This is a genomic window from Burkholderia sp. AU19243 (assembly GCF_018148075.1).
Taxonomy (GTDB): Bacteria; Pseudomonadota; Gammaproteobacteria; order Burkholderiales; family Burkholderiaceae; genus Burkholderia; species Burkholderia latens_A.
In genome coordinates this window covers 336575-355586 of the sequence record NZ_JAGSTV010000003.1, presented here as the reverse complement: position 1 = coordinate 355586, position 19012 = coordinate 336575, and the positions used below count along the sequence as shown (strand labels likewise).

The following is a 19012-nucleotide window of genomic DNA, read 5'->3' as shown; positions in this document are numbered from 1 at the left end:
CATTGGAATGAGAATCATTCTCATCAATGGAGTGAAATGAACATGAGCCGTTGCATCCAGTCGAGCGCGACGCCGCCGCGGCGCGCGACCGCGTCCGTCGCGTTCGCGATGATGACCTGCGCGACCGCGCCGGCGTGCGCGGAGGAAACGGAGCCGCGCCACGCGCCGCGGCTGGACCCGATCTTCGTGCACGGCGCCCGCGATGCCGGTTCGCGCGTCGACCGCTCCGGTTCCGCCAAATATGCGACGCCGTTGCTCGACGTGCCGCAGACGATCACCGTCGTGCCGCGCGTGGTGCTCGACGAACAGCAGGCGCTGAGCTTGCGCGAGGCATTGTCGAACGTCGCGGGCATCACGTTCAATGCCGGCGAAGGCGGCGGCGGCTCGGGCGACATGTTCAATATCCGCGGCTTCAGCGCGAACGCGAACCTGCAGCTCGACGGACTGCGCGACAGCGCGCAGAACAATCGCAGCGACCTGTTCAACGTCGACGCGGTCGAGGTGATCAAGGGGCCGAACTCGGTATTCGGCGGCGCCGGCACAACGGGTGGCACGGTGAACCTCGTCAGCAAGACGCCGAAGGCCCGCGCATCAACCGAGGCCGGCACGGTGCTCGGCACGTCGGGCTACCGCCGCGTGACGCTCGATGCGAACCGGCCGCTGCCCGGCACCGACGGCCGCACGGCATTTCGCCTGAATGCGATGGCGCACGTCAACGACGTGCCAGGCCGCGACGACATCCGCAAGCGGCGTTGGGGCATCGCGCCGTCGCTCGCGTTCGGGCTCGGCACGCCGACGCGCGTCACGTTCGGCTACTTCCACCAGTACGACAACAACCTGCCCGACTACGGGGTGCCTGCGTACAACGGCCAGGTGCTGGGCGGCGTGTCGCGCGACCGCTATTTCGGCTGGCGCAATCTCGACCACGAACGCATCACGTCGGATACATTCACCGTGAAGGCCGAACACGATGTGTCGTCCGGCCTGAAGGTGCAGAGCCTGAGCCGCTATGCGCACCTGAATCGCGACACGGTGATTTCGGCGTCGCATGTGAACGTGCACGGGCTGCCGCCGGGGCGCTACAAGCCTGCGGGGCCGCAGGGCTATGGCCGCGATGCGTCAACCGCGATGTGGGCGAACCAGACGAACGTCAGCGGCGCGTTCTCGACGTTCGGCATCGGGCATACGCTCGTCACGGGCTTCGAGATCTCGCGCGAGACGTACGGCCGGACGACCTATTCATACGGGCTCAATCGTTTCTATCCGGCCGGCGGTTTCGCGCTGGCGGCGCCGCCCGGCGTGTGGCAGGGCCCGGCGCAGCGGCAGGACAGTGCCCGCAACGACACCGCGCTCGTCGTGAAGGCGCTTTACGCATTCGACACGATTTCGGTCGGCCGCCATTGGGACATCGACGTCGGGCTGCGACACGACTGGATCGACGGTCGATCGGAAGGCACCGCGGCGGGCAAGCCTGCCGAGCGCGCGGAAAGTTCCGATCGCCATCTGAGCACGCGTGCTGCGCTCGTGTTCAAGCCGACCGACAACGGTCGCGTGTATTTCGCGTACGGCACGTCGTTCAATCCGTCCGCCGAATTTCTCGTGACCAACGGTTCGGGCGTGAACGCGGCGACCGCCGCGCTCGCGCCCGAGAAAAACGAGAGCTTCGAACTCGGCGCGAAATGGGAAGGGCTAGCCGGCATCGCGCTGAACGGCGCGCTGTTCCACACCGAGAAGAAGAACGCGCGCGAACGGATGTCCGATGGCAGCTATGCGCTGGCGGGCCGGCAACGCGTGCGCGGTGTCGAGCTCGGCGCCGCCGGCAAGGTGACGCCGCGGTGGGACGTGTTCGCGAACTACACGTATCTGGCGAGCGTGACGCTCAACTCGCCTTCGTTGCCGCAGCGCGAAGGGCAGGCGCTCGGCAACACGCCACGGCACGCGTTCAACGTGTGGACGACCTACCGGCTGCCGGCTGGCTGGACGCTCGGCTACGGTTCGCATTTCGTCGGGCGGCGCAACGTGACGTCGCAGGGCGACGGCAAACTCGGCGCGTACTGGGTGCACAACCTGATGGCGAGCTACGACGTGAGCCGGCGCCTGCGCATTCAGCTGAACGTCGACAACCTGTTCGATCGCGCGTACGTCGAACGCGTGCGACAGGTGTTGGGCAACCAATCGCGCTCGTCGGCGGTCGAGTTCGGCGACGGCCGTTCTGCAATACTGTCGGCCGTGTACAAGTTCTGACCGTCGCGCGCGTCGTCGGCCGCCGGCGGCGGCGCCTGCTGCCCGCCGCTCGCCGCGCTCTTCAGCGCGCAAACAGCGGGTAGGTCGCGGCGGCGATCAGCGCGGTCGCGAGCCACACCACGCTCCACGAAGTGGCCGCCAGCAGTGGCGGAATCGCAAGCGGCGTCGCGAACAGCCCGAGATAGACGATCGTGTTGGCCATCCCGAGCGCGGTGCCCGCATGGTTCGCGCCGGCGAGCGTCGCGAGCTCGGTGTACGCGACGCCGTGCCACGCCGACACGCAGATGCCGGCGAACACGAGCAGCGCGACGATCGCCGCGAGCGGCACGTGCGGGCTGCCGGCGGTCGCGGCCGCGAGTAGCGCGAACGAGCCGGCCGCAACGCACACCGACCCGCGCAGATACGCGCGCCGGTTGCCGTGCCGGTCGGTATGGCGGCCGCTCCACACGCGCATCGCCATCGCGCCGACTTGCAGCGCGACCATCGCCGCGCTGATGCCGCCGAGGCCGAGCCGGCCGAAGTCGTGCAGGAACACGGTCGCGAACGTCAGCACCGCGAACTGCGGTGCACACAGCGCGCCGATGCCGAGCACGATGCGCCACACGCGGCCGCTCGCGAGCGGGCTGCGCGTGGGCATGGACGCGTACAGGCGCGTGACAGCCGGTTGCGGCGTGACGGCATGGCTTGCGGTTGCGGGTGTTGCCGCCCGCGCATCGGGCGGCTCGTGCAGCCAGCGCCACGTGAGCGCCGCCGAGCCGGCGCACAGCAGCATCAGCGCGCCGTACACCGCCGCAAAGCCCGCATGCGACGCAAGCGACGGCAGCAGCGCCGCGCCCACGCCGCCTCCGAGCGGCACGGCCGTCTGGCGGATGCTCATCGCGAGGCCGCGTTCGCGCTCGCCGAACCAGCGCATCACCGCGCGTCCGCTCGACCCGTTCACGCTCCCGCCGAGCAGGCCGACGCAACACATCGCGGCGACGACGCGCATGAGCGGCGGCGCCGCGTGCGCGCTCGGAACGATCGCGACCACCATCAGCGCGAGCATCGCCGCGGTCGCGATCAGGCCGGTGAGCAGCACGCGACGATCGCCGAAGCGGTCGGCGGCCATGCCCCACGGCAGCTCCGACAGCGCGACGCCGAAGCCAAGTGCGCCGAGCACGAGCCCGAGCGCACCGTTGTCGAGCTGATAGGCGGAGCGCATCCACACGGCGGTGGTCGGAATGCCGGCCGCGGCCGCGGAAAAGCTCATGTTCGCGGCGACGCCGGCCGCGAGCACGCGCCAGCGATGCGCGGGACTGCGCGCATCGCGCACGGCCGAACGCGGGGAGGCGAGGCAGGAGGTATCCATGACGATAGAGCCCGTTTGAAAATTGACATCGTCAGTGTGGCCGCCTACATTCATCCTGAAAATCGGAAAGTTTTTGATTAACTGTTCGATAAAACGGGATGATTCAGATGTCAGGACGAGACGAGGCCGAACAGGCTGCACCCGACGCTGCGCTGGCGCGGCCGAACTTCGACGTCGCGGCATTGCGCAGCCTGGTTGCGGGCGTGGACCTCGGCAGCTTCGCGAGGGCGGCCGATCGCGTCGCGCGCTCCACGTCGGCGGTGAGCGCGCAGATCCGCAAGCTCGAGGAGCAGGCCGGTACGCCGCTGTTCGTGAAGGCCGGCCGCGGGCTTGCGCTGACTGACGCCGGCGATGCGATGCTGCGCTATGCGCGCCGGATGATCGCGCTGAACGACGAAGCGGCCGCGGCCGTGCGCGGCGTGAATCTCGACGGCTGGGTGCGGGTCGGCCTGCAGGAGGATTTCGGCGAGGCGATCCTGCCTGACGTACTCGGGCAGTTCGCGCGCGCGCATCCGAAGGTGCGGATCGAAGCGCGCGTCGCGCGCAATGCGGAACTGCTCGAGCGGCTCGACGCGAACCAGCTCGACCTCGCGCTCGTGTGGGGCGATCCCGCGTCGGCGACGCTCGTGTCGCGCGCGGGCATCGACGCCGACGCGATCGCGCAGGTGCCGATGCAGTGGATCGCGGCGGTCGGCGCCGCAGGCATCGGAATGCCCGATGCCGGTGCCTACGCGGGCGGCGCGGACGCCGGCGATGCGGGGAGTCGCGCGCTGCGCGCGGGCGGCGAGCCGCTGCCGCTTGTCGTGTTCGACCGGCCTTGCCGGTTTTTCGGCGCGGCGACCGACGCGCTCGACCGCGCCGGCGTGCCGTGGCGCGTCGCGTTCACGACGCCGAGCCTGGCCGGGCTGTGGGCGGCGGCGGCGGCCGGTCTCGGGCTGACGGTGCGCTCGCACTACGGGCTGCCGGCATCGGTGCACGTGCTCGATGCGCCGTCGTTCGGGCTGCCGGCGTTGCCCAGCCTGCCGCTGATGCTGCTGCGGCGGACGTCGTCGGCGACGCCGACCGTCGAGCGGCTCGCACGAATCGTCACGCAGGCAGTGCGCGACGCGACGCAGCGCGACGCGGCGGTGCTGGCGGCGTGACCGGCATCCTGCGGCAGCGGCGCGGCGCCCGTCCGTATGGTTCGACCGAGCGAGCGAACGAGCGAGCGAACGAATAGCCGAATAGCCGAATAGCCGAATAGCCGAATAGCCGAATAGCCGAATAGCCGGATAGCCGAATAGCCGAACAGCCGAACAGCCGAACAGCCGAACAGCCGAATAGCCGAATAGCCGCGCGCTGCATCGCAACCTACGCTGCCGCTGTGTCCGGCTCGAATTCGGCGAGGGCGGCAAGCATTGCAGCGAGCCTTTCCCGCAATGCCTCGCTCGCCGGCACGAACGGCAGCCGCAATCCGTCCTCGCACCAGCCCTGCGCGGACAGCACCGCCTTCACCGGCGCCGGGTTGGGCTCCGCAAACAGCGCCGCAACCAGCGGCTGCAACGCGACCGACAACCGCCGCGCATCGGCGAGCCGGCCGTCGCGCAGCAGCGTATGAATGCGCACGTGCCATTCGGGCAACACGTGCGCGCTGCTCGCGATCGCGCCGTGCGCGCCCGCGCAAAGCGCCGCGAAGTTCTGGTTGTCGTCGCCGGACAGGATCGCGAGCGGCGTGTCGTGTACGAGCCGGCTCATCCGGTCGAGCGTGCCGCCGCACTCCTTGATGCCGGCGACACGCGGGTCGCGCGCGAGCGCCTGCAGCGTCTCCAGTTCGACGTTCACGCCGGTGCGGTACGGGATGTTGTAGACGAGCACCGGCAGGCCGGCGGCCTCGACGATCGCTTCGACGTGTCGGCGGATCCCGTCCTGCGTGGGCCGGACGTAGACGGGCGGCGTGACGAGCAACCCGTCGGGGCGCAACTCGGCGAGCGCGCGTGCGCGGGCGGCCGCGAAGTGCGTCGCGCTCGCGGTCAGGCCGACGACGATCGGCAGGCCGGGCGCCGCGTCGCGCAGCGTCGAGAATACGGCGTCCTGTTCTCGTGCGTCGAGCAGCACGCCTTCGCCGGTCGTCGCGCCGGCGACGAAGCCCGCAATGCCGGCGGCCGCATAGCGGCGCGCGAGCCGCGCGAGCGCGCCATGATCGACGTCGCCGTCATGAAACGGCGTGATGACCGGCAGCCAGATACCTTCGAAACGTGTGTGCATGCAAAGCCTCATGGTGGAAACGGAGTGGGAGGAAACCGTTCCGCCGGCGGTATGCCGGAGCGAGGCGTGCGAGCAAGGGGAGTGAAACGACCTGCGGGCATCCCGTCCGGCATTCGCCTGACGGGACGCGACGTCCCCGTCAGTCGAGGAGTCGTTTTTTGAGTTTCAGCCCGGCCGCGCGCGCACCTGCCGCGGCGGCGGCAACGATCGACGGCGAGCGCAGGGAAGCGGACATGAACGAACCGTGAAAAGGGCTGAGCGGCGATCTTAACACCGGATCCGGCGCGCACGCGAGCGGCGCGCGCCGCTTAAGCAGGATTCGAGATTTGCTTTCCACGACAGATTGGAAGGCACGCCGCGCGCGGCCGCTAGAATGCCCGCTTACGTTTCGATGACAGCGCGTGCGCGCGCCGTCGCGCACATTCACCACCACTGGAAACGGGGCATATCACGATGGCAAGCATCATGGGGATCGGCCGCTGGCTGCACACGGGCGCCGCGGCGGCGCTGGTCGTCGCGGCAACGGCCGCGCACGCGGACACGTCGATCCTGAACGTGTCGTATGACGTGACGCGCGAGCTGTACAAGGACATCAACGCGAGCTTCGCCGCCGCGTACAAGCAGCAGACCGGCGAAACCGTGACGATCAAGCAGTCGCACGGCGCATCGAGCGCGCAGGCGCTGTCGGTGCTGCAGGGGCTGCAGGCCGACGTCGTGACGATGAACCAGCCGAACGATATCGATCTGCTCGCCGAGCGCGGCCAACTGCTGCCGAAGGACTGGCGCGCGCGCTTTCCCGACGCCAGCTCGCCGTATTCGACGACGATGGTGTTCCTCGTGCGCAAGGGCAACCCGAAGGCGATCAAGGACTGGAGCGATCTCGCGAAGCCGGGCGTCCAGGTGATCATCGCGAACCCGAAGACGTCGGGCAACGGCCGCTACGCGTATCTGGCCGCGTGGGGCTACCAGAAACAGAAGGGCGCAACCGATCAGCAGGCGCTCGACTTCGAGAAGGCGATCTTCCGCAACGTGCCGGTGCTCGACTCGGGCGGACGCGGCGCGACGACGACCTTCACGCAGCGCGGCATCGGCGACGTGCTCGTCACGTTCGAGAACGAAGTCGCGCTGATGGATACGGGCGTGTCGGGCGCGGAATTCGATGCCGTGTATCCGTCGGCGAGCATCCTCGCGGAGCCGCCGGTCGCCGTCGTGGACAAGGTCGTCGACAAGAAGGGCACGCGCAAGGTCGCGCAGGCGTATCTCGACTTCCTGTATACGCCGCAGGCGCAGGAGATCATCGCGCGGCACCATCTGCGCCCGCGCGACGCGAACGTGCTGAAGAAGTATGCGGCCGAATTCAAGCCGCTGAAAACGTTCAGCGTCGAGCAGGTTTTCGGCAGCTGGGCGAACGCGCAGAAGACGCACTTCGCCGACGGCGGCACGTTCGATCGCGTGATCGTCGACCGCAAGTAGGCGCCGCGCACGCCGCGCGCGTGCAGACAGCACCGCCGCGCAACCGGCCGCTCATGCGGCCGGTTTTTTTTCGGCTTGCGGCGTCGGATGCGCGTGGCCACGCAGCGCGTTCCGCCCGCCGCGTTCGCGTGCTACGCTCATCGCCTCCGTGCTCCGGGCCTCCCGCAATGACCGTCGATTCGTCTTCCCCCGCCTCCCGCGGCCGTGGCCGCAAGCTGTGGTCGGGCACCCGCCACGTGATCGCATACGGGATGCCGCCGCTCGGTTGGCGCGACCTCTACCATCGCGCGCTGACGGTGAGCTGGCCGGTGTTTTTCCTGTCTCTCGCGGTGCTGTTCCTGCTGCTCAACAGCGGCTTCGCGATGCTCTATTTGCTCGGTGATGCGCCGATCGCGAACCAGTCGCCGGCTGGGTTCGTCGGCGCGTTCTTCTTCAGCGTCGAGACGCTCGCGACCGTCGGCTACGGCGACATGCATCCGCAGACGATCTACGCGCACCTCGTCGCGACGTTCGAGATCTTCATCGGGATGTCCGGCATAGCGCTCGCGACCGGGCTCGTATTCGCGCGGTTTTCCCGGCCGCAGGCGAAGATCCTGTTCGCGCGCCATGCGATCGTGCGGCCGCTGAACGGCAGGATGACGCTGATGGTGCGCGCCGCGAATGCACGCCAGAACGTGATCGCCGAAGCGCAGGCCAAACTGCGGCTGATGCGGATCGAAGGCACGCACGAGGGCTATACGCTGCGCAAGATTCACGACCTGCCGCTCGTGCGCAGCGAGCATCCGATCTTCCTGCTCGGCTGGAACCTGATGCATGTGATCGACGAATCGAGCCCGCTGTTCGGCGAGACGGCCGAATCGCTTGCCGCGCGCGATGCGTCGCTGCTGATCACGATCGAAGGTTCCGACGAAACGACGTCGCAGGTCATGCAGGCGCGTTATTCATGGGAGCATGCGGACATCCGCTGGCTGCACCGTTATGTCGATCTGATGCATGAGGAGGACGGCGTCACGCACATCGATTACACGCACTTTCACGATGTCGTGCCGGTGGACGCCGATAGCGACGAGCGCGGGTCGCCGGGCGTGATCGTCGATGCCGACGCTACGGCGCCGCCCGGATCCAGGCCCGCGCCGTAGCGCGGGCGCTGCGCGCGAACGTCGCGGCATCGGTGCGCGCGCCGCGATCGCACCGCGTGCCGTTGTTTCGCGCGTCACGCGTGCAGCAGCCGCGCGGCTTCGCGCTGTTCGATCGCCACCGCGCGCCGGTAGCCGTCGCGGTCCTCGGCGCGCGCGACGTAGTCCGCGAGCACGCCGTCGTGCGGCAGCAGGTGCGCGTCGAACGCGATCTTCAGCGTGCTGGCGAGCAGCAGGTCGGCCGCGGTGAAGCGGTCGCCGACGAGCCAGCGGCCACGGGCGAGCGTCTGCGCGAGCGCGCACTGCACGCGCGTGATGTTGCCCCAGCCGAACGCGACCGGGTTGCCCGACGCGCCGGTGAATTTCTCGGCCATCGCGGGCTCGAGGCAGGTCGGCGTGAAGAACATCCACTGCAGGAAGCGGCCGCGCAGCGGATCGTCCGGCGCGATGCCGAGCCCCGCGCCCGCGCAGCGATCGGCGAGATAGAGCAGCACGGCGCCCGATTCGGCAAACGGTTCGCCGCCGTCGTCGAGCGCGGGCAGCTTGGCCATCGGATTGACCTGGACGAACGCGTCGCTGCCCTGTTCGTGCGAGCGCAGGTCGATCGGCACGAGTTCGTAGACGGCGCCGATTTCCTCGAGCATCCATAGCGCCCGGAACGCCCGGGTCTTGGGCCAGTAGTAGAGCTTCATCGCGCCTCCGCGTGTCAGTGCGTGTCGGTTCGGTCGATGCTCAAGCGTACTCGCGCGGCAACGGTTCGGACAGGGGAAATGGGGAAGCGGTGCCGCGTGGCATGCGTACAGACATCGCTGGTCATGTGACGGTTGCGGCGGCGGGCATTCCGCGCATCTCGACCGCAGCACCGTTCAGTCGTAGTTCTTCATTTAACTAGTCATTTAATGACTATCGGTGGGTGGGCCGTGCACGGAAAGGAGCAACGAATGCCACACGACGATCGCATCACCGTCGTTCCGCGGCGAACACCCGAATCGGCCGCGATGCGCGCCGAGCTCGCGCGGGCGATGGCAATCACTGCCAGACTCAACCGTTTGACGTTCGACGATGCGGACGAAGTCCGCGCGCTGTTCGGCGAACTGATCGGCAAGCCGATGGATGGCGGCTTCCTGCTGATTCCGCCGTTCTACGCGACGGGCGGCGCCGATATGCGGGTCGGCCGCAACGTGTTCGTCAACCAGAACTGCACGTTCTATGACCTCGGCGGACTCGATATCGGCGATGACGTGATGATCGGGCCGAACGTGAGCCTCATCACGTCCGGGCATCCGATCGAACCGTCCCGCCGGCGTGATGCGGTCGTTGCGCGGCCGATCGCGATCGGAAACAACGTGTGGATCGGCGCGGGCGCGACGATCATCGGCGGCGTGACGGTCGGCGAGAACGCGGTGATTGCCGCCGGTTCCGTCGTGACGAAAGACGTTCCGCCGAATACGCTGGTCGCGGGAAATCCTGCGCGAGTGATCCGCTCGATCGCGGAGTGACGGGTTTGCCTGATGCCGTGTGCGGACAGCGAATGTGGACAACCCGGCGCGCCATTCACTCGAAACGCTGTGAAATCGAATGGTGAGCGCGCGGCATCAGGCTGACTTCGCGCTGCTTCCGGGCGTGTTGCGCCGCCCGCATCGAGCAGCATGGCGCCCGTTTCGGCGAACGTGGCGCTCCTGTTGTCGACCGCGGGCAATCAGGATCATCGAATCGACTTCGATGAACGTATTGCAGCTCCGGTCGTGCGAACGCCAGCCGATTTGCGCGAGCGCGCAGAGGTGCGGATCTCTTCGCGCGCCCATAGCGGCGGCGCGACATCCTTGTGCGTGCCGGTTGTGGATATCCCGGTCTCGCAACCACTTGACACGCTGTGCATTTCACCGGTGAGAGCGCGCCTGCGGCCGGACGCGCGGTGCAGGGTGTGGATAACCGCGCCCCGCCGACGAAAAACGCTGTGCGCTTGAACGGTGAGCGCCGCCGATCAAGCGCGCGGGACGCTTGCCCCGCGCGGACTTCCGGGCGGGGCGCGAAATCCGGAGTGCGCCGCGCATTCCAACAGCGCGCGCAAAGCGGCGCTAGATTCGTACGCGGATCGCGGTGTGGATATCCTGCCGCGGCAATCACTCGAAGCGCTGTGTATTTCAATGGTGAGCGTCGGCGCCCGGTCGAACCGGGTGCTGGTTTGCGCGTCGGCTGGCGATGTTCGTCACGGCTTCGAGGGTCGCGCATTCTAACCGCACTCGTGATCGCGTGTATCGCCCGAGCGCCGGCCGCGGTGTGGATATCCGGTCACCGAAAGCAGTCGACGCGCTGTGGATTTCATCGGTGAGGGCGCCGGCGTGCTGCTCCGCCGTGCCGGCGCGAACCAGGATGCTCGGCCCTCTGCGCGTTTGAGGGCGCTGTCGATTACGCCCAACGTGGCACTTTGGCGCGATTCCGTTCAGACGCTCACCGTTGAATTTCACAGCGTTGCGAGTGGTTGTTGGTCATGCTTTCCACACCCTCATCGATGCCGTCGTTCGATCGCCGGATTGTCGCTCACCATAGAAAATCACAGTGTTTGGAGTTGTTGTGTGCGCACGGATCGGCGCGCTCGTTTGCTCGGGGGTTGTCGCTCACCATCGAGATTCACAGTGTTTCGAGTCGTCGCGCGGCGGGCTATCCACATCCAAACCGGTGTTCTCGTTCGATTGCATGCCGATGTTCACCATCGAAAAGCACAGGGTTTTGAGTGTCCGGCGGCGATATCCACACCCGTGTCGGCGCACCCGGCATGCGGCCGCCGAACGCGCGCTTGCATTGTCGCGACGGCCGGACGGCCGCCGGGATAGCGACGACGCACACCGCAGTGTGGATATCCCGCCGCCGAATCGACTCGCGAACCTGTGCATCCGGACGGTGAGGGCGAAGGCTGCGCCGGCGCGCAGGAGTCGGGCGGTGTGGATATCTCTCGCCGACATCGACTCGTCACACTGTGGATTTCGACGGTGAGCGACTGCATCCGCCCGGACAGCGGACCGGGCGAGGTGTGGACATCCGGCGCCGGACGCGACTCGAAACGCTGTGCGATCGAATGGTGAGCATGCTCGCCAGCTGCCCGCAGCCGCGGCATTGTGGACATCCGGCACCCTCGACCAATCGGAACGCTGTGCATTTCACCGGTGAGGACGGGCGCGTTTCGTCGACCGAACCCTTGTCGCGCGGGCCGCGGGCGCCCGCCGCCGCGCTCTCGATCTGCGTCCGGCGCATCGCGGCCGTTTCGAAGCAACGTGCCCGCTCATCCCGGAATACCCCGAACAGCTCCCGCGACCTCCCGCGAAAACTCTCTCAATTTCGCCGCAAAACCTGCGTGGTTTTTCTCACTACGCGGCGTCCCGAGCAAGATGAGAAAAAACTTTCTCGTGTTGCCGCGAAAGAATAGAGTCATCCGGCTGCACCGGCCGGCGTCGCCCGACGCCGCAGCGCGCGGCCCCAGAACAGCACAATCAGGAGACATCCCCATGACCGCCCGCCTGCCAGTCGACGGCACGCCCGCCCTGTCCGACTATCGTCTGACCGACAACCTGACCGCTACGCGCGGCCGAATCTTCCTGACCGGCACGCAGGCGCTGATCCGGCTGCTGCTGATGCAGCGCGCGTCCGACACCGCGCAGGGCCTGAACACGGCCGGCTTCGTCAGCGGCTATCGCGGCTCGCCGCTCGGGATGGTCGATCAACAGCTGTGGAAGGCGAAGAAACTGCTCGATGCCGGCGGCGTGCGCTTCCTGCCTGCGATCAACGAGGAACTCGGCGGCACCGCGGTGCTCGGCACGCAGCGCGTCGAGGCCGACCCGGAGCGCACCGTCGATGGCGTGTACGCGATGTGGTACGGCAAGGGCCCGGGCGTCGACCGCGCGGGCGACGCGCTCAAGCACGGCAACGCGTACGGTTCGTCGCCGCACGGCGGCGTGCTCGTGGTGGCGGGCGACGATCACGGCTGCGTGTCGTCGTCGATGCCGCACCAGAGCGACTTCGCGATGATCGCGTGGCACATGCCGGTCGTGAACCCGTCGAACATCGCCGACATGCTCGAATTCGGCCTCTACGGCTGGGCGTTGTCGCGCTTCTCGGGCGCATGGGTCGGCTTCAAGGCGATCTCGGAGACCGTCGAGTCCGGCTCGACCGTCGATCTCGACGCGCTGCAAACGCAATGGCCGGCGCCGCCGGGCTTCACGCCGCCCGCGGGCGGGCTGCACAATCGCTGGCCCGACTTGCCGAGCCTGACGATCGAGGCGCGCCTCGCCGCGAAGCTCGACGCGGTGCGCCATTTCGCGCGCACCAACAGCATCGACAAGTGGATCGCGCCGAGCGCGCGCGCGAACGTCGGCATCGTTACCTGCGGCAAGGCGCACCTCGACCTGATGGAAGCGCTGCGCCGCCTCGACCTGACGGTCGACGACCTCGACGCGGCCGGCGTGCGGATCTACAAGGTCGGCCTGTCGTATCCGCTCGAAATGACGCGCATCGAAACCTTCGTCGACGGGCTCGCCGAAGTGCTGGTGATCGAGGAGAAAGGTCCCGTCATCGAGCAGCAGATCAAGGACTACCTGTACAACCGCGCGGACGGCGCGCGCCCGCGCGTGCTCGGCAAGCACGATGCGGCGGGCGCATGCCTGCTGTCCGAGCTCGGCGAACTGCGTCCGTCGCGGATCCTGCCGGTGTTCGCCGACTGGCTCGCGCGCCACAAGCCCGCGCTCGATCGCCGCGAACGCGTCGTCGATCTCGTCGCGCCGCAGATCCTGTCGAACGAAGCGGACGCGGTGAAGCGCACGCCGTATTTCTGCTCGGGCTGTCCGCACAACACGTCGACGAAGGTGCCCGAAGGCTCGATCGCGCAGGCCGGCATCGGCTGCCACTTCATGGCGTCGTGGATGGAGCGCGACACCACCGGCCTGATCCAGATGGGCGGCGAAGGCGTCGACTGGGCCGCGCACGCGATGTTCACGAACACGAAGCACGTGTTCCAGAACCTCGGCGACGGCACCTACTTTCACTCGGGCATTCTCGCGATCCGGCAGGCGGTCGCCGCGAAGGCGAACATCACGTACAAGATCCTCTACAACGACGCCGTTGCGATGACGGGCGGGCAGCCGGTCGACGGCAGCATCTCGGTGCCGCAGATCGCGCGGCAGGTCGAAGCGGAGGGCGTGTCGCGCTTCGTCGTCGTGTCTGACGAACCGGAGAAGTACGACGGCCATCACGGGCAGTTCCCGGCCGGCACGACGTTCCATCACCGCAGCGAGCTCGACGCGGTGCAGCGCGAGCTGCGCGAGACGCCGGGCGTCACCGTGCTGATCTACGACCAGACCTGTGCGGCCGAGAAGCGGCGGCGGCGCAAGAAGGGCGAATTCCCCGACCCGGACAAGCGGCTGTTCATCAACGACGCGGTGTGCGAAGGCTGCGGCGACTGCGGCGTGCAGTCGAACTGCCTGTCGGTCGAGCCGCTCGAGACGCCGCTCGGCCGCAAGCGCCGCATCGACCAGTCGTCGTGCAACAAGGATTACTCGTGCGTGAACGGCTTCTGTCCGAGCTTTGTGACGGTGGAAGGGGCGGCGCTGAAGAAGGCGGCCGGCGTCGCGTTCGACGAAGCGGCGCTCGCCGCGCGCGTCGACGCGCTGACGGTGCCCGCGACGCATCTGGACGCGGCCCCGTACGACATGCTCGTGACGGGCGTCGGCGGCACGGGCGTCGTCACGGTCGGCGCGCTGATCAGCATGGCCGCGCACCTCGAAGGCAAGAGCGCATCGGTGCTCGACTTCATGGGCTTCGCGCAGAAGGGCGGCTCGGTGCTGTCGTTCGTGCGGATCGCGTCGAGCGACCGGTGGCTGAACCAGGTACGCATCGACACACAGCAGGCCGACGTGCTGCTCGCCTGCGACATGGTGGTCGGCGCGAGCGCGGAGGCGCTGCAGACGGTGCGCCACGGGCGTTCGCGCATCGTCGTCAACACGCACCGGATCCCCAACGCGTCGTTCGTGCAGAATCCGGACGCGAGCCTGCACGCGGACGCGCTGCTGGAGAAGATGCGCCACGCGGCCGGCGACGGCTATCTGTCGAGCTGCGACGCGCAGGCGCTCGCCGCGAAATTCCTCGGCGACTCGATCGGCGCGAACATCCTGATGCTCGGCTACGCATGGCAGCTCGGCCTCGTGCCGGTGTCGCTCGCCGCGATGATGCGCGCGATCGAGCTGAACAACGTCGCGGTGCCGATGAACAAGCTCGCATTCTCGATCGGCCGCATGGCCGCGGGCGACGCCGCGGGCCTCGATGCGTTGTGGAATGCGCGTCACACGGCGACCGCTGCGCATGCGGCGCCGGAGACGCTCGCCGAGCTGATCGCCGACCGCGAGGCGCGTCTCGACGCGTATGGCGGCGCGCGTTACGTCGAGCGCTACCGCGCGCTGGTGAGCGCCGCGCGCGCGAAGGGCGACGATGCGCTGACGCGCGCGGTCGCGACGACCTTCTACCGGCTGCTCGCGGTGAAGGACGAATACGAGGTCGCGCGGCTGTACGCCGACGGCGCGTTCCGTGCTGCGCTCGAAGCGCAGTTCGACGGCGTGCCGGGGCAGGACTATCGCGTGAAGTTCAATCTGGCGCCGCCGACGGTCGCGAAGGCGGGCCGCGACGGCAGCGCGCCGAAAAAGCGCGTGTTCGGCCAGTGGATGTGGCCGGTGCTCGGCACGCTCGCGCGGGTGCGCAGCCTGCGCGGCACGTGGCTCGATCCGTTCGGCCGCACGGCCGAGCGCAGGATGGAGCGCGCACTCGCGGACGACTACGAGACGACGCTCACGCGCGCGCTCGCCGCGATGACCGCGGAGAACGCGGCGCAGGTCGCGCAGCTGGCCGAGCTCCATGCGCGCGTGCGCGGCTTCGGTCACGTGAAGGTGCGCAACCTCGCCGGCGTGAAGCGTGCGGAGCGCGAACTCGCGCTGCAGCTCGGCATCGACGCGGCGACGAGCGCGGCCGTGCAGCACGCGCTCGACGACATGAAAGGCGCTGGCATGCTGAAGGGGATCCCGGTCGTCGTCGCGAAGTAACGCCAACGCGCGCGGGCGGATGTGCAAACGGCGACGCTCGCGCGTCGCCGTTTGTCATTCGGGAACCGTCACGCAGCCGGCAAGGACATTCGGCATCGCGCCGAGATGACCCGCCCCGGCGCGGTGTCCCTTCGTGGAGCCGTGCCGCGCAGCGCGGGGCCGCTTCGACATGCTGCTAGACGATCCCTTTCTTGCGCGTCGACAGCGCCGTCTCCGACAAATCGATCTCCCGAATCAGCTTCGTCAGCGTCTCGTCGGAAATCCTGCTTTCGCTGCGCAGCCGGTACAGCACCGAACGCTCCGCACGCACCGCCGCGATCCGCATCTGCAGTTCCATCGTTTCCGCCTGTTTCGCTTGCGCACGCGGCGTCGGGCCGTCGTCGGCGAGCGCGGCGAGGCGGCGGCGATACTGGTCCATCACGCGCGCGGAGATGTCCGCGCAGCGCGCGGCGCCCGATTCGTCGAGATCGGCCGAGATCGCGTCGTGCGACGCATCGATCGCGCGAATCGCGGCCTGCGCGGCGGCCGCGCGCGCGCGGCGCTCCTCGTCGGCGAGCGGGTTGCGCGTCGAGCGCACGCCGCGCAGCAGCAGCGGCAGGCCGATCACGGCGACGATCAGCGAGCCGAGAATCACCGCCGACGCGACGAAGATCGCGGTGTCGCGCCCGGGCAGCGGCGTGCCGTCGGACAGCGCGACCGGGATCGACAGCACGCCCGCGAGCGTGACCGCGCCGCGCACGCCGCCGACCGTCATCACCGCGATCGTGCGCACGCCGGCCATTGTGCCCGCGAGGCCGTGGCGCGCCGCGCGGCGGCTCGCGATCCAGCGCAGCAGCCACACCCACAGGAAGCGGATCGCATAGAGCGCGAGCATCATCGCGCACACGTTGAAGATCATCCGGCCGACGAGCGCGTCGCTCGTATGATGCGCGTCGACGAGCGCGCGGCCGATGATGTGCGGCAACTGCAGCCCGAGCATGATGAACACCATGCCGTTGAACACGAACTCGATCATCGCCCACGTGCTTTCCGCGCGCACGCGCGATGCGACGGTGCTTTTACGCGAGAAGCTCGTGTAGTTCATCATCATTCCGGCCGATACGGCCGCGAGCACGCCGGACAGGCCGAGGTGCTCGGCGAACAGATACGCGGCAAAGGGCACGAGCAGCGTCATCACGATGCCTGGGGCCGGATCGCCTTCCTGCTCGGCGTTCAGGAAGCGCGTCGACAGCGCGCTGAACAGCCACGCGACGAGCGCGCCAGTCGCGAGTCCGCCGGCCGCGACGATCACGAACGTGAGCGACGCGTCGCGCAGCGAGAACACGCCGGTGAGCGCGGCCGCGATCGCGAATTTCAGCGCGACGAGGCCCGACGCGTCGTTCATCAGCGCTTCGCCTTCGAGAATGTGCATCAGCTGCGGCGGAATGCGCCCCTTGCCGGCGATGCCCGACAGCGCGACCGCGTCGGTCGGCGACAGCACGGCCGCGAGCGCGAACGCGATCGGCAGCGGCAACTCGGGTATCAGCCAATGCGCGAAGTAGCCGACCGCGAGTACCGTCATGAACACGAGCCCGAACGCGAGCATCAGGATCGCGCGGCGCTGCAGGTACAGCTCGCGTTTCGGAATCCGCCAGCCGTCCGCGAACAGCAGCGGCGGAATGAACAGCAGCATGAAGATTTCGGGATCGAACGTGACGTGCAGATCGAGCTTCGGCCACGCGAGCATCGCGCCGAACGCGATCTGCATCAGCGGCAACGGCAGCCGCAACGGCAGCACACGCGTGATCGCGCCCGACAGCGCGACGGTGAGCAGCAGGATCAGGACTGTGAAAACGATTTCCATCGATACGGCATTGGAGAGAATGAAACGATCGTCCGGAGTGTAGCGTGACGGCCGCACCGCTGCGCTCGAGTGCGCCGGTGCGCATGCACGCAGACGGTGCATGCGGCCCGCGCCACGCTGGTGCGGCGGCGGCGAACCCGCGCAGCGCGCCCGGGTTCAGCGCTTGCACGGACCTTGCTTGATGCTTGCGTACCGTCCGGCACTGCCGGACAACCGAGGAATTCACCATGACATTGCGCACGCCGTCCCGTTCACCCGCCGCGATCCGCGGCATCGCCCGGAGGGCACCATGACGATCGTGCAGCAAGAGCGTCCGGCCGCCGCGTCGCCGTACCGTTTCGAGCGGGAGATGAGCTCCGGCCTCGAACGCCTGGCCACGCAGCACCGCGACCTGACGCTCACGACCGTGTTCCAGCCGATCTTCAGCCTGTCGCACCAGCGCGCGGTCGGCTACGAGGCGCTGCTGCGCGCGCATGACGCACTCGACCGTGCGGTGTCGCCGCTCGACGTGTTCGGCGAGGCCGCGCGTCAGGGCGAGCTGCTGCAGCTCGACCGGCTCGCTCAGGCGCTGCATCTCGAGAACTTCACGCTGCTCGGCGCGGAGCGCGAGTGGCTGTTCCTCAACGTGCATCCGGGCGTGCTCACCGACCCGTTCCAGGCCGCCGCGCTGTTCGCGAACCTGAAGCGGCTCGGGATGCCGCCGCGCCGCATCGTGCTCGAAGTGCTCGAACAGCGCGCGGAGGACGTCGAACGCCTGGCCGACGCCGTGCGCGAATTCCGCGCGCAGGGTTTCCTGATCGCGCTCGACGATTTCGGCGCCGGGCACTCGAATCTCGAGCGCATCTGGCAGCTGAACCCGGACATCGTGAAGCTCGACCGGATCATGCTGTCGCACGCCGCGCACCGCACGGGGCTGACCGCGATCCTGCACGGGCTCGTCACGCTGCTGCACGAGGCCGGCAAGCTCGTGCTCGTCGAAGGAATCGAGACCGAGCACGACGCGCAGATCGCGCTGTCGTGCGAGGCCGACTTCGTGCAGGGCTATTACTTCGGCCGGCCGGCGCCGGGCCTGCCCGACAGTGCGACGGCCACTGGCTGCATTGGCGAGCTGACCGAGCGGTATCGCGAGCAGACGGAGGTCCGCGAGCGGCGCGACGCGCAGCGGCTCGCGCCGTACCTGCGCGCGTTCGAGCGCGCGGCCGAGCGGCTGGCGGCGGGCGAGCCGCTCGACGAGGTGTGCTGGAACTTTCTCGCGCTCGACGATGCGGCGCGCTGTTTCCTGCTCGATGCGCGGGGCCGCCAGGCCGGCCGCAACGTCGTGCTGCGCGCCGATCGCGCGCTCGCCGAGGCGCGCTTCTCGCCGCTCGCCGATGCGCAGGGCGCAAACTGGCTGCGCCGGCCGTATTTCCGCACGGCGATCGCGGAGCCCGGACGCGTGCAGGTGACGCGTCCGTACCTGTCGATCAACGAGGCGCAGCCGTGCGTGACGCTGTCGGTCGCCGTGCGCATCGGCGACGCGCTGCACGTGCTGTGCGGCGATATCGACTGGGCTGACGAGGACGCGGGCGGCGCATAGCGGCGGCGCGGCGCTGGCGCGGTTCCCGGCGCTCGGCTAGGATGCGCGAATTGTCCAGACGATTCGCGA

12 protein-coding genes are annotated in these 19012 nt (G+C 68.5%); 7 read left to right on the top strand and 5 right to left on the bottom strand.

What is annotated here, in order from left to right; translation table 11 throughout:
- The first annotated feature begins 42 nt into the window (after positions 1 to 42).
- Positions 43 to 2244: a TonB-dependent siderophore receptor gene (locus tag KDW55_RS07830; RefSeq protein WP_212160811.1), complete on the top strand. Its 2202-nt coding sequence runs from the start codon at positions 43 to 45 to the stop codon at positions 2242 to 2244.
- Positions 2245 to 2305: 61 nt separating this feature from the next.
- Here KDW55_RS07830 and KDW55_RS07825 read toward each other — a convergent pair whose 3' ends face one another.
- Positions 2306 to 3592: an MFS transporter gene (locus KDW55_RS07825; protein WP_212160812.1), complete on the bottom strand. Its 1287-nt coding sequence runs from the start codon at positions 3590 to 3592 to the stop codon at positions 2306 to 2308.
- Between the two features lie 107 nt (positions 3593 to 3699).
- On the opposite strand from KDW55_RS07825, the gene KDW55_RS07820 reads away from it, so the two are divergent.
- Positions 3700 to 4734: a LysR substrate-binding domain-containing protein gene (locus KDW55_RS07820; RefSeq protein ID WP_069242004.1), complete on the top strand. Its 1035-nt coding sequence runs from the start codon at positions 3700 to 3702 to the stop codon at positions 4732 to 4734.
- Positions 4735 to 4942: 208 nt separating this feature from the next.
- On the opposite strand, the gene dapA is transcribed toward KDW55_RS07820, so the two are convergent.
- Positions 4943 to 5836, bottom strand: a complete 894-nt coding sequence (gene dapA / locus KDW55_RS07815; RefSeq protein ID WP_209821161.1) for a 4-hydroxy-tetrahydrodipicolinate synthase — start codon at positions 5834 to 5836, stop codon at positions 4943 to 4945.
- A gap of 139 nt (positions 5837 to 5975) precedes the next feature.
- Entirely contained in the window at positions 5976 to 6173 is a 198-nt protein-coding gene (locus tag KDW55_RS07810) for a hypothetical protein (protein ID WP_200884714.1), read from the bottom strand.
- A gap of 116 nt (positions 6174 to 6289) precedes the next feature.
- Here KDW55_RS07810 and KDW55_RS07805 point away from each other — a divergent pair, with 116 nt between their 5' ends.
- Both KDW55_RS07805 and KDW55_RS07800 read left to right on the top strand, forming a co-directional pair.
- Positions 6290 to 7309, top strand: coding sequence for a sulfate ABC transporter substrate-binding protein (locus KDW55_RS07805; protein ID WP_212160813.1), 1020 nt, complete (start codon positions 6290 to 6292; stop codon positions 7307 to 7309).
- A gap of 167 nt (positions 7310 to 7476) precedes the next feature.
- On the top strand, positions 7477 to 8448 hold the full coding sequence (locus KDW55_RS07800; protein ID WP_040142271.1) for an ion channel: 972 nt from the start codon (positions 7477 to 7479) through the stop codon (positions 8446 to 8448).
- 74 nt (positions 8449 to 8522) lie between these two features.
- Here KDW55_RS07800 and KDW55_RS07795 read toward each other — a convergent pair whose 3' ends face one another.
- On the bottom strand, positions 8523 to 9137 hold the full coding sequence (locus KDW55_RS07795; protein ID WP_212160815.1) for a glutathione S-transferase: 615 nt from the start codon (positions 9135 to 9137) through the stop codon (positions 8523 to 8525).
- 249 nt (positions 9138 to 9386) lie between these two features.
- On the opposite strand from KDW55_RS07795, the gene KDW55_RS07790 reads away from it, so the two are divergent.
- Complete coding sequence (locus KDW55_RS07790) at positions 9387 to 9944, top strand: sugar O-acetyltransferase (protein ID WP_212160816.1); 558 nt, start codon at positions 9387 to 9389, stop codon at positions 9942 to 9944.
- Positions 9945 to 11948: 2004 nt separating this feature from the next.
- Positions 11949 to 15524 carry an indolepyruvate ferredoxin oxidoreductase family protein gene (locus KDW55_RS07785; RefSeq protein ID WP_069241812.1) on the top strand — a complete coding sequence of 1192 codons (3576 nt, stop codon included), beginning with the start codon at positions 11949 to 11951 and terminating at the stop codon, positions 15522 to 15524.
- Between the two features lie 175 nt (positions 15525 to 15699).
- Here KDW55_RS07785 and KDW55_RS07780 read toward each other — a convergent pair whose 3' ends face one another.
- Positions 15700 to 17367 (bottom strand): Na+/H+ antiporter, encoded by a 1668-nt coding sequence (locus KDW55_RS07780; protein ID WP_040144810.1) that lies wholly within the window; start codon positions 17365 to 17367, stop codon positions 15700 to 15702.
- Between the two features lie 289 nt (positions 17368 to 17656).
- On the opposite strand from KDW55_RS07780, the gene KDW55_RS07775 reads away from it, so the two are divergent.
- Entirely contained in the window at positions 17657 to 18943 is a 1287-nt protein-coding gene (locus tag KDW55_RS07775; protein ID WP_040144809.1) for an EAL domain-containing protein, read from the top strand.
- Positions 18944 to 19012: the final 69 nt, after the last annotated feature.